This is a genomic window from Stenotrophomonas sp. STEN063 (assembly GCF_056854515.1).
Genome location: NZ_JBXFWF010000005.1, coordinates 24,759 through 36,658, shown reverse-complemented (window position 1 = coordinate 36,658; position 11,900 = coordinate 24,759). Strand labels below are relative to the sequence as shown.

Genomic DNA, 11,900 nt, shown 5'->3' with positions numbered 1-11,900 from the left:
GGCAAGGATTGGCGGACGCTGGCTGGTCCTTGCCGGTAGCAGTCGAATTACAGCGATTGACGGAAAGACTCAGCCGTCAGTTCTTGGTGCCGCCCCAGGCGATGTTGAGAGCGGGATTGCCGAAATCGACGATGCCAGCGACGGCGGTCGCGCCTGCGCCGAAGAAGTCACCCTTCACCGTGCCGGTGGCGAGCACGAGGTTGCCCGGGATCACCCACTGGCCGGCATTGGCCGCATCGAAATGACCGTTGGTGTCGAACGCGATCTGGCTGCCGCTGGTGCCAAGGCGGATCTGGGTTGCACCGATCGACAGGTCACCGTGGAAGCTGCGGCTGCTGAAGTTGGCGGTCAGGCTGCCGGTCAGGTGGGTGTTGGCGCCGTAGCGATGCAGGCCGGTCAGCGTGTAGCCAACCGCGGTACCGGTGGCGGCGGTATAGCCGGTCTTGTCGCCGACGTAATAGACCTGGCGGTTCTGGTAGGTCGGGCTGCCGGTATTGCCGTTGGTCGACCATTCGCCGAACCACACATCACCGGTGCCGACCTTGACGAAGTTGAAGCTGCCCAGGCCTGCGTGCGCCGGGTTGTTCGGATCACCCGGGGTGCCGGTGGTGATCGGGTCGTGCAGCTGGTACACGGTCATACCCTTGTCCGTGCCCGGGTGCAGCACGGTGGCTGCACTGGACGGGGTCAGGCCCTGGAAGTCGACCTTGATCCCGCCGGCATAGCTGGAAATGCCGACGCCCGCCTTGCCTGCGGTGTGCGGGCCGAACGGAACCTGCGACTCACCGACGCTGATGGTCGACGTGCCGGAGCCAGCGGACTGGGCGCCGACGATGTTGGCGGCAGCGGCGGTACCCGCAAGGGACACCACGGTAAGGGCGATGGCGAGTTGGGAGATGCGCTTGTGCATTTTCATGATCATTTCTCTCTTGAAGTGATGAAGAAATTTGAACTGCAGTGACGGTTCGGGTTGCGGTGGACTCCTTGGTGCTACGGGTTGATCAGAAGCGCGCGGTCACGCTCAGCTTCAGCGTGCGGCCCGGGGCGGGCAGCAGCGAGCGGGTGGCCGGGTCGGCGTAATAGCGGTCGCTGAGGTTGGTACCGATCAGCTCCAACTGCACCGTGTCGTTGACGCGGTAGCTGGCATAGGCGTCGAACAGCCAGGTGGTGTCCCAGGAGAACGGCACGTTGAACACGGCAAGGTTCTGGTTGGTGACGTCGGCAAACGCTTCCAGGTCGCGGTTGGGTTTGCGGCGTTGGTAATAGACAACACGCGTGCCCAGTTCCAGCCGCTTGTCCAGGAAGCGTCCGCCCAGCGACCAGTTGGCCGAGGTTTCCGGCGAGGCCTGGGTCAGCAGCCAGCTGCCGATGAAGCCCTGGTCCACGCAGGTGGGGGTGCCGTTGACGTTGGGATCGATGGTGATGGAGGTGTGTTCATCGCAGACCTCGTTCTTCAGCGTGTGCGCAACGGCGAGGTCGGTGAAGAAACGGCCATTGTCGTAACGGCCCTGGAACTCCACGCCCTGCACGAGCTGCTTCTCGATATTGCGGAACAGGAAGTTGTTGTCGCGTTCGATGAGGTCATCGGTGCGGCGGTGGTAGTAGCTGAGCTTGACGTCGGCGATGGTGTCATTACCCAACAGGTGCCCAAGCTCCTGGATATAGCCAAGCTCGTAGCTGTAGGTATGCTCGGGCTTGAGGTCGCGGAAGGGGCTGACGCTGGCACCGAAGGCGATCACGCTCTCGAACATGTTCGGGTAGCGCAGTGCCTCGTTGTAGCTGAAGTAGGCGCGGCTGTAATCGGAGAAGAAGCCGGTCACCGTGAGTGATGGAGCCCAACCACGATCGCGGCGCTTCTTTGCCACGGCGTAGCGGGAAGCAATCGGGTTGGCGGTGAGGCCGATGCTGCAGTTTCCGCCCTCATACAGATCGGCTATGCCGTTCAGCATGCCATTGGTGCAAGGGTTGTCGACGCGATGGAACTTTCCTTCGGCATCAGGAAGCCATTGAATGGTGTTCGATTTGGCGGCTTCGTGAATTTTGGAAGCGACGTACTCCGCTTCGCTTATCCCCGCCGGAATGCCGAAAAGATCGCAGTAGAATGGCATCGCCGTGCAGACCTGGTAAACGGTGCGCGCCTGCGTCTCAGCTTTGCTGCGCTCCTCCGCAGACATGGTCCGGTAGGTCGCCTGGTAGCCGGATACCGAGGCCAGGAACGTGTTCGGATGGTCGGCGAGGAAATCGTCGTACGCCCAGTACGAGGAGTAGCGGGCACCGGCATTGATCTTGAGGAAGTCGACCGGACGCCATTCAAGGTTGAAGTTGGCGTTCCATTCCTCGCGACGGCCGGCGCGCGGGAACATGCGCCAGGCTGCCGAGGGGCCAATGTACGCGTCATGCGAGCGCAGCTTCTCATGCTGGAAGTCGCCGCCGACGGTGAGGTCCAGCGTATCGCTGAGCCGGAACAGATTGCTCAGGGTCAGGCCGTTGCGGGTGTTGGTGGAATCATCCAGCGCGCCGTTCATGATGATCGGCTGGGTTACCGCGTTCCAGTAGTTCGGGTAGCTGCCGGCGGTGTTCGCGTTGCTGTCGGTATCGGTGCGCCACAGGTTGGCGTACAGGTCGATCCAGCGGCTGTCCTGCGGCTGCCACTTGTATTCCAGGTTGTAGGCCTTGGAGTCGATCCGGCTCAGCGACCACTGCGGCAGGCCGAGCGCGGTACGGTTGATGCGTGACGGCATGATCTCGCCGTAGTGCGACAGCGTGTCGCGGTAACCGAAGCGCAGCACCTGGTCGGGCGTAGGGTTCCAGGTCGCCTTGAACAGCCACGATTCCATCTGGCTGGAGGTATTGGTCACTTCGTCGCCCGGGCGCAGGCGGTTGGCCATGGTGATGATGTAGTCGCCGGCGCCGATGTTCTCCACCGGCTGTGAGTAGTAGCCAGCGCCGCGCTTGCCGGCGAAGTAGTTGCCACGGTCGCGGTAGGCATAGGCACCGAACAGGCTCAGCGTGTCCGACTTCCAGCCCAGGGCCAGGCGATAGGCATGGTCTTCGCCATCGAAGACGTTGTAACCGCCGCCACCGGTATGCGGTTGCACGCGAAGGGTCGGATCATTGGTCGGGCTGCCGGTGGCCAGTTCCGGCACGTCGCGGTGGTTCATGCCGGTGTACAACCGGCCCGGCAGACGTGGTGCCACCGCATTGCTGCTGCCTTCGATCTTGAACTCGCCGCCGAACGACTCGCCTTCCGGCACCACGTCGTCAACGTCCAGTGTCTTGATCACCACGCCGCCGCCGATGCCGGTGGTGACGTTGCGGGTCAGTGATGGCCCCTTGAAGATCTGCATGCCGCCGATCAGGTTGGGATCGACGTAGTTGCGGTTGCCGATGCCGTTGTAGCCGCGCCAGGCGGTGACCGCCTGCTCGGTGCCGTCGATGGTGACCGGCACGCGTCCCGGCCCCTGCACGCCACGGATGTTGACGTCGAGCGCGCCACTGTTGCGCGCATCGCCACTGAACACGCCGGCGACGCCGTTGAGCAGGTCCGAAGGCGTCGCGCCCTTGTAGCGCTCGATCTCGGTGCGGCCGAGGTAGGCGGTGGAGAGGTCCAGGTCGTAGACCTCGTCCTGGCCGCGCAGGTCGCGCTGCGCACCGGTAGCTTCGATGCCTTGCTGCCCGGTGACGCTCAGCGTGCCGGTGACGAGCGGGGTGCTCGCGCCAGCGGTAGCAGCGCCGCTGCGCGTCACCACGGCGGTGCCGGGCTCACGCCATTGCCAGGCCAGTCCGCTGCCAGCCAGCAGCTGGTCAAGCGCCTGCGCCGCACTGAGCTGACCCTTGATGGCCGTGCCCTGCAGGCCGCTGACATCGTTGGACACGAACAGGATGCGAACCCCACCCTGGTCCGCCAGTCGGGTCAGCGCGCTGTCCAGGGACTGTGCCGGGATATCGAAAGCGGTGCGCTGCGTGGACCCGCTGGCGACGCTGCTCTGTGCGGCGGCATACAGCGGTGCATTGAGTGCCAGGGCGATGCTGACCGCCAGCACGGCGGGCAGTCGCAGGGAACGGCGGGAAAAGTTGGAAGGGCTCATGGGTCCGACGAAGGAATAGGAAGAGGACGCCAGGAAGTACTGGCGTTGACTTTATGAGAATAAGTCTCATTCCTATAGACGACCGTCGCGGGCGAAACTTGCAGCGTCAGCAGGAAAAAATTTGGCCGCCGCTTCATCTGCCTGCACGGCGGGCCGCTTGCAGGGTTACAGCGCTGCTCGGCGGCTCAGCGGATCACGGTCAGCAGCGGCAGGCGGATCAGTTCCGCACCGGCCAGCGCGGCGATATTGCGCAGCAGCGCATCGATGTCATCCAGCTCGAACACGCCGGTGAGCTGCAGTTGCTGCAGCGACTCACCCATCACGACGATGCGCCCCGGCACGTGGCGCTGCAGTTCGCCGGCGATGGCCGCCACGCTCTGCTGGTTGAAGATCAGCTTGCCGCGGACCCAGGCGGTCAATGCACCGGCATCGACGGTCTCGGCCTTGCCCAGTACATCGGCGCTGAAGGCAACGCGCTGGTTGGGGATCATTTCGATACTGGCGCCGGCCCGGTTGCGCAGCTCGGCCAGGCCGGAGACAACGGTCAGCGTGCTGCGGCGTGATTCGCGGTGCAGGGCAAAGCGGCCAACGCTGCAATGGACGCTGCCGTCGCGGCTCTCGATCACGAAGGGCCGCTGCGGGTCGGGGGCTACGTCGAACAGCAGTTCACCGGCGGCCACCGATACGGTGCGGCGGACGTTGGAGAACGCCTGCGAGAATGCGCTCTCGCTGTTGAGCCAGGCGGTCGATCCGTCACCCAGTGATGCCTGCCGGCGCTGGCCGATGCGGGTGCGGTGGTCGGCAAGCACGCCGCTGACTGGCCCCAGCATGCCCGTACCAACCACGCCAGCCAGCGCAGCTGCCGACAGCCCGCCTGCCAACACCGCGCGGCGGCTGATACGGCGCGGTGCAGGTGTCAGCGCCTGCACCCAATGGCGGTGCTCGGCCGCAAGCGCGGTCTGGCCGACGCCATCGAGCAGCGCGAATGCCTGCCGCGCAGCCTCGGCATGGGCCGGGGAGCGCTGGCACCAGTGCTCGAACGCGGCTTTATCGCCCGCAGACGGACGCGCACCCAGGCGTATCACCCACTGGATGGATTCGTCATTGAGCGCGTTGTTCCGGGTTCGGAAGCGGTCGAACATCGTGGCGTGGCTAGGGGGCTGCGCTGGAAAAGGGGGTGTCTACCTATAAGACGTTTCGCCAATGCCAAAGTTGCAGTGGCTGCAGTGATCATCTTCCATCATTGTCCTCACATTGGCCCGAGGCGGTCGCGACAATGCCGCAGCGCCTGCGCCAGGTACTTGGCCACCATGCTCTCGGATACGCCAAGCCGGCGCGCGATCAATGCATGCGACAGGCCGTCGACGCGAAACAGCAGCAAGGCCAGGCGCGCATTGGGCGGCAGCTCACGCAAGGCCTCATCGAGCTGCCGCAGGCGGTCCTGGGCGATGGCATTGCGCTCCGGGCCGGCGACAGGGTCGGCCTGCTGGGGGTCGGGTTCGCCGTTGCCGCCTGCGCGCTGCTCACGACGCGCCACGTCGATGGCGAGATTGCCGGCAACGCGGAAAATGAAAGCGCGCTGGTCGCGGATCTGCTCCTGCTGCACACGGCTATCGGTCTCGAGCAGGCGCAGGTAGGTTTCCTGCATGACCTCTTCGGCACGACTGCTGTCGCCCGTACGTCGCCGCAGGTGCCGCTTCAACTCGCCGTACAGGCCAAGGAAGGCATCAATCAGGCGCGAGCTCGGCGCAGTCATCAGTGCTGGCAGCCGGCGGTGGCATGCAGTTGAGACATGCAGGCAGGCGCGATGTGGGGCAGGGCAGGCGCATGGCGTTGCTTTCGCCAGCGTGGCCCGTGGTTTGACAGCAGCGGCATGGGAATCTCTCCACGGCGCTCGGCGCCGGCATCGGGTGGTCGGCTGGCCGCTATGCTCGCTGACTGGCACATCATACGTTCATCGCCGATGGCGTGTCAGTTCCGCGCCTGGGCTGGCAGTGTTCCAGGCGGCCATGGAACATGGCACATGGCAGAACCTGGGCGGTTCCGTGGAGATGAAGGGGGCGAGCGTTGCCGACGCCACGCGACTGCCACCGGCAACGGAGCAGGCTGGGCTGATCTGGCACGACTGCGCGCACGTCAACGCCGTGGGCAGGCCACGCACGGGCAATGGGTTCCACGGCGGCCGCCACCCGGGCTGGATGGATGCCATGCAACAGCGGCAGCAACCGAACCAGCTCATCCCGTCCAGATTCTGGCCGTGTCCTTGCTTTGCTTTCTTCCCGCCCGCAGCGCCCGACCCACACGCGACCCGGTTCTGCGCTCAAGCACGCAGTCGATGTAGTCAGCGGCCAGCAGCAGGCCGTCGAGATCGGCGTTGCAGCTGATCCCCAGTTCGGAGAACAGATAGACCAGGTCTTCGCTAGCCAGATTGCCTGCCGCACCCGGAGCATGGCTGTCACCGCCAAGCCCGGAAACAGCGCCATCGAACGCACGCACGCCATGTTCCAGTGCTTCGATGACATTGGCGATGGCCAGGCCGAAGGTGTCATGGAAGTGCATGGCCACGCGGTGCATCGGCACTTCGCTGGCACAGGCACGCAGCAGCACACCAACCGAGGCTGGGGTGCCCCTGCCTGTGGTATCGCACAGGCTGATCTCACGGCAGCCCATATGGTAGAGCGTGCGCACGATACGGATGACCTCCGCCGTCGTCACCGCTCCACCGAATGGGCAATTGATGATCGTCGCCAACGTGGCACGGACCTGGATGCCGAGTGCCAAGGCATGCTCGCTGATCTCGTCAGCACGGCGCAGGCTTTCGCTGATGTTGCAGTTGAGTATTGCGCGGCAATAGGCATCCGACGCGGCCGCGGTGATGGTGATATCACGGAAGCCATTGGCGACTGCCATCTCCAGCCCCTTCATGTCCGAAACCAGCGCGGAGCGGACACGGTCAATCGGCGCTGGCCCCAGCAGCGTGCATAGCGCCGCGGTATCGGCCATCTGCGGCACCCGGCGTGGTGGAGTGAACGAGCCCAGTTCGATTTCCCTGATGCCGGCCGATTCCAGCAATTCGATCAGGTTCATGCGGACCATGGCCGGCAGTGCCTTGGCCTGGCGCTCAAGGCCGCTGCGCGCGCCAAGCTCGATGATGCGGACATGATCTTCCTGGGCTTCATCGTGGCTGTCCATCATCGCCGCCGCAACTTGTCGAGCGCAGTTATCGCGAGATCCAGGTGGATGCTCTGCGCGGACAACTGGGCTTTGACCACGTGAACGATCTCACTGTCGATGGCGCCTGCCAGCAATGCCAGGTCGTAGGCGTGTTGGCCGGGATCACCCTGAGCGACCGCCTCGGCAGCATGTGCATGCAGGTTGATCAGGCTCTGCGCCAAACCGATCGCCGCGACTGCGGGAGTGAGTGGATACGTAAACGGAATCTTGGCTGCGTCGCGCGTCGCAGTGCCGGTGTAGTCCGCGTCCGCCTGCAGCGGCAGCGAGATTCGTCCCGCCAGATGACCGTGGTGATCGCGGTACCAGATCACCAGCGGCACCCCGGAGTCGTCGATGGCTGTCCAGGTAGTGCGCTTGTTGCCGCTCGCAGCTCCAGTGGCAGCAAGCACGGAATTCGCCGTTGCGAGAATGTCCGCGTTGCGCTTGTGGACGCGCTCCCTGGCCAAGCAGGTGAAATTGTGAAGATCAACGACACGTCCTGCCAGCGCATAGCCCGTGGCGGCGGCAAGCGAAAAGGTGCCCGGGTCGAAAGCCACCTGCGCGCGTAGCAACTGGTGACTGGCGACCTCGGTGGTTGACGCCCCCGTCTTCGTCCCCATGGTCAACTGCTCAATCAACGGTGCCAGCTTCGCGATCAGCTCGTCGATGACCCGGATGTCAGATCGATCTGGGATTTCCAAAAGCACTGAAACTTCCAGCTGCGGCTCCATGGCGCTGCTCATGCGCACCACTGCTTCAAGCTCCTTGCAGCCGCCGCCACCCGAGACGAGTCCAGGGGTCATCGCGTTGACGAGTCCGACCAGCTGGTTGCGTAGCTGCAGTACCTGCTTGCGCGCACCATGCACGTCGCGGATCGCGCTGAACTGGATGCTGGCACGCAGCAGCCGGGCGGCACCAAACACATGAAACCCACCGGTTGGATGCGAGAGCTGGGTAATGCGTCGCAGGATGTGTGCCTGTCCCAGCTGACGCTCCGCGATTGCTACGCGCTGGCTACTGCCGTTGATCGGCACTTCGTCGATGAAGCTTATTGGCTGGTTCAAATGGATGTGCTGATTGCCAGGCATTGGCATCGGAACGGCGCCATTCACTGGCGCTGTTCCGGAAGCGCTGTCCAGTCTTATGCCAATGCCTGGTTTGCGCGGAATGTGCGCTATTGCTGGCGTCGAATCGGACGACGCTGTGTGCTCTGCATGTGCATTGATTGCGTTCAACGGTGATTGTCCCGGTCGATCCATCTGCGTCGAGCATTACTCAATCAACGGAACGCCGTGTGCTCTGAAGCGTGCGGGCGAAAGGTACAGTTTTCTCGTACAGATAGGCTGCAGCGGCGTGTCTGCCAATTCATATCAAAATGTCTATTTATGCTCTTTACAGCGTGCGCTGGCGCATAGATACAGTGAGCGCCCCCCGAAGAATTCTGTATGGATCCCTATGCGCTCTGAACCACGGAAGATTTCTCTAGCGGAAAAAGTAGCGATGGACATCGGTCGCCAGATCCTTGCCGGTGTACTGAAGCCAGGAGACAAGCTGCCGTCCTTGCGCGAGTACGCGCGATTGAATGGCTATTCGAAGAACACTGTGATCTCGGCGTTCGACCTGCTTGGCGAGCGGGCGCTGGTGGAGGCACAGCACGGCAAAGGATTCTTTGTGCGCGGCGTGGAAGCGCCGCCGGAACGGGATGTTGATGAGGAACCCGTTGGTTACAGCAGGGTTATCGACACGTTGTGGATGATGCGCCAACAGGCCATCCGTGAGCCTGGGCGGTCACACCTGGCCGAAGGCTTTCCGCCGGTTGATTGGTTGACCTACATGCGACTTGATCGCTTCCACCGGCAGGTCGCTCGCAGTGGCATCGGCAGCTTGTTTCGATACGGCAACCGTTACGGCTACCTGCCGCTGCGGCAGCAGTTGATCCGCCGCATGGCCATGCATGGCATGGAGCTCGGCCCGCGGCAGCTGGTGACCACGTTTGGCGCAAATCATGCGCTGGACCTGATCATCCGACGCTACGTTGCGCCGGGCGATACGGTGTTGGTGGAGCAGCCGGGTTACTACCCGCTGTTCGGAAAGCTGCAACTGCAAGGCGCGAAGCCGATCGCCATCACACGCCGCGTGGACGGTCCCGATCTTGCCGAGTTCGAGGCGGCGCTGCTGGCCAGCAAGGCGCGCGTCTTCTTCATGCAGACCACCGCACACAACCCGACCGGAACCGACGTGTCGCCCGAGGTTGGCAAGCGACTGCTGGAGCTGGCGGCGGCGCACAACGTGCTGATTGTCGAGAACGATGCAATGGCAGATTTCAAGCCGAATTCTGCGTTTCGCCTGTCTTCGTTGTCGCAGTTCAGGAATACGCTGTATGTGGGCAGCTTCTCGAAATCGGTGTCGGCGGCATTGCGCAGTGGTTTCATCGCCGGCGAGAACGCACACATCGAAGAGCTGGCCGACCTGAAGATGCTGCTGCACATCGGCAGCAGCGAGTATGGGGAGCGCGTGTTGGAGGCGATCCTGCGCGAAGGCAATTTCCTGCGCCACGTTGGGCGTTTGCAGGACCGGGTGCGCGCTGCCACCGCGGAGGGGTTGGAGGTGTTGAATCGACTGGACGCAACCGTCTACGCGACGCCAGAACAAAGCCTGTATCTATGGGCACGTTTCGATGGCATCGACGACACCCGCACGCTGACCGCTCGCTTGCTGTCGCGCGGTGTTGTGCTGGCGCCGGGCGCGTTCTTCAACATCGACTCCGAGCAGGTGTCACCGTGGACACGTTTGAACGTCGCCTATTTGAATGACAGTGTTTTCATCGACAGCCTGCGCGAGGAATTGGACCAGGCCGCGGCGATGGCCTGATGATGGCGAGCCGGAACGGAATGAGCGCCCGGTACGGCGATGCATGGCGAGTGTTCAATGCCAGTCGGAGAGCGAAAGCTTCAATTCGGCGTTGAAACCTTTGGCTGACTGCAGCGGTATCGCGAAGATGTTCGGTGCCTGTTGGTTGATACCGATCGCCTTGGTGCGGGCGGTATCCAGCTCGGCCTCATTCTTCGGTCCACCTGCCCATTGGTCGTCACTCCAGACATAACGCAGGCGCCAGCCGCCTGCGTCGTCGGGCTTGGCGAAGACCACCAGCGTGTTGCGAAACAGGTATTCACCCGGGATGTGGTTCTTCAGGAACAGCGCGCCGTCCACCTGATAGCCGGCGTTGCTGACCGCCAGGTCGATCGAGAACGCGATTTCGCTGCCGGCCAGGATCTTGCTGCTGTCCAGGAACACCGAGAACAGCACGGTAGAGCGTTTGTCCTGCAGCAGGTTGCCCTGTGCGTCGAAGATGTCACCGTACTCGCGACGGATGGCGCATTGGTTGGCCTGGGTGCGCGAGGTGAGCTCGTAGGTGTAGGCGCCGCGCGGGGCGACGGTGGCCTCGATGTAGTACGAGGACTCGATCTTCTTGCCGCGCTTGCGGGCGGCCTCGATTTCCGGCGGGAAGGGCAGGGCGGTGATGTCGAGCTGGGCGGTGGCGCAGGTGTCGCCGAACAGGAAGCGCACCAGGTTCTGGTAACCCTCCTCGGAATTGACGATGCCGAAGTAGCCGCTATGGCTGCGGTTGACGAAGGCCCGCGGCGAGCCTTCGACATAGGCGTTGGCGATACGAACCAGCCCGTCGCTCAACGCACCTACTGCAAACGAGGACAGCCCATGCGCGGCGGCGTAATCGCGTGCGTTGGTGCCGATCAGGCAGAACAGGCGCTCGGGCGGAAATCCCGAGGTGCCCAAGGTGTTGACCTTGTCCCTGGGCACCTTCAGGTACTTGCCCATGTTGCTGCGGTTGAAGTTGTTGATGTCGTTGATCGACAGCAGGTTCGGCAGGTTGATGCCGCCGACCTCGATGCCGTTGTGCGGCGTGGCATAGGTGAAGGCCTTGTCGACCATCGCCCGCACCTCGGCACTGGCCACGTCCGGGTTCTGCAGCAGGCAACGGCAGATCAGCCCGCCCATCGAATGGGCGACCAGATAGACGCGGAATTCCTTGCGCATGGCCGCGTTGTTGCCACAGATGCTGTCGCGCAGTTGTTCGATGCGTTTGCCCAACGCGGCGGCGGCATCGACGATGGACGGCGTCTTGCCATCGCCGAAGGCCGGGTCTGCCGGGTCGTAGTAGCGATGGATGACGATGCAGCGCGGCGAGATGCGGTCGCGACGCTCGGCGCCGAATTCGTAGACGTCGCGGTAGTTGTAGTCCTTCATCAAGCGCACCAGCGGTGACTCGAAGACGAACTTGACGATGCTGCCGTCCTGCGCCTGGCGCATCTTGGTGGAACCGGCCTCGAAGCCCATGAATGGCGTGGAGGTGGTTTCGACGATTTCGTCGCGGGTCATCGCGTAGCCGCGCACGTAGATGATCGGGAAGTAGGGGCGCTCGATACGTTCCATGGCCGGTCTCCGCGGGGGCTGCTGGCGATGGTGAACGGATTTTTGGGATTTGTCTTGAATGTGGTGCTTTGAGAGCTGACCCCTCCCCAGCCCTCCCCTTGGCTGTGCCAAAGGGAGGGGGCCAAGCTCTGCCCCCTCCCTTGCGCG

General features: G+C 63.4%; 8 protein-coding genes. 1 reads left to right on the top strand and 7 read right to left on the bottom strand.

Going from position 1 to position 11,900, the window contains the following annotated elements:
• Positions 1–76: 76 nt before the first annotated feature.
• From AC1VWL_RS02630 to AC1VWL_RS02605, 6 genes are all read right to left on the bottom strand, one after another.
• A complete protein-coding gene (locus AC1VWL_RS02630; protein ID WP_481533108.1) occupies positions 77–916 on the bottom strand; it encodes a HupA family protein in 840 nt (279 codons plus the stop codon).
• A gap of 85 nt (positions 917–1,001) precedes the next feature.
• The gene (locus AC1VWL_RS02625; RefSeq protein WP_481533107.1) at positions 1,002–4,088 is read right to left on the bottom strand and encodes a TonB-dependent receptor; all 3,087 of its coding nucleotides are present in this window, start codon (positions 4,086–4,088) and stop codon (positions 1,002–1,004) included.
• A gap of 185 nt (positions 4,089–4,273) precedes the next feature.
• Positions 4,274–5,230, bottom strand: a complete 957-nt coding sequence (locus AC1VWL_RS02620) for a FecR family protein (RefSeq protein ID WP_482985644.1) — start codon at positions 5,228–5,230, stop codon at positions 4,274–4,276.
• A 107-nt stretch (positions 5,231–5,337) separates the two neighbouring features.
• The gene (locus AC1VWL_RS02615) at positions 5,338–5,844 is read right to left on the bottom strand and encodes an RNA polymerase sigma factor (RefSeq protein WP_482985643.1); all 507 of its coding nucleotides are present in this window, start codon (positions 5,842–5,844) and stop codon (positions 5,338–5,340) included.
• Between the two features lie 479 nt (positions 5,845–6,323).
• Positions 6,324–7,280 carry a hydroxymethylglutaryl-CoA lyase gene (locus tag AC1VWL_RS02610; protein WP_482985642.1) on the bottom strand — a complete coding sequence of 319 codons (957 nt, stop codon included), beginning with the start codon at positions 7,278–7,280 and terminating at the stop codon, positions 6,324–6,326.
• Entirely contained in the window at positions 7,280–8,536 is a 1,257-nt protein-coding gene (locus AC1VWL_RS02605) for a hypothetical protein (RefSeq protein WP_482985688.1), read from the bottom strand. Before AC1VWL_RS02605 ends, AC1VWL_RS02610 begins: the two co-directional genes overlap by 1 nt.
• On the opposite strand from AC1VWL_RS02605, the gene AC1VWL_RS02600 reads away from it, so the two are divergent.
• Positions 8,445–10,172 carry an aminotransferase-like domain-containing protein gene (locus AC1VWL_RS02600; RefSeq protein WP_482985685.1) on the top strand — a complete coding sequence of 576 codons (1,728 nt, stop codon included), beginning with the start codon at positions 8,445–8,447 and terminating at the stop codon, positions 10,170–10,172. The two genes, AC1VWL_RS02605 and AC1VWL_RS02600, sit on opposite strands and share 92 nt — an antisense overlap.
• 54 nt (positions 10,173–10,226) lie before the next feature.
• Here the strand turns inward: AC1VWL_RS02600 and AC1VWL_RS02595 are convergent, their stop codons facing one another.
• Positions 10,227–11,753, bottom strand: a complete 1,527-nt coding sequence (locus AC1VWL_RS02595; RefSeq protein ID WP_482985641.1) for an esterase/lipase family protein — start codon at positions 11,751–11,753, stop codon at positions 10,227–10,229.
• Positions 11,754–11,900 lie beyond the last annotated feature (147 nt).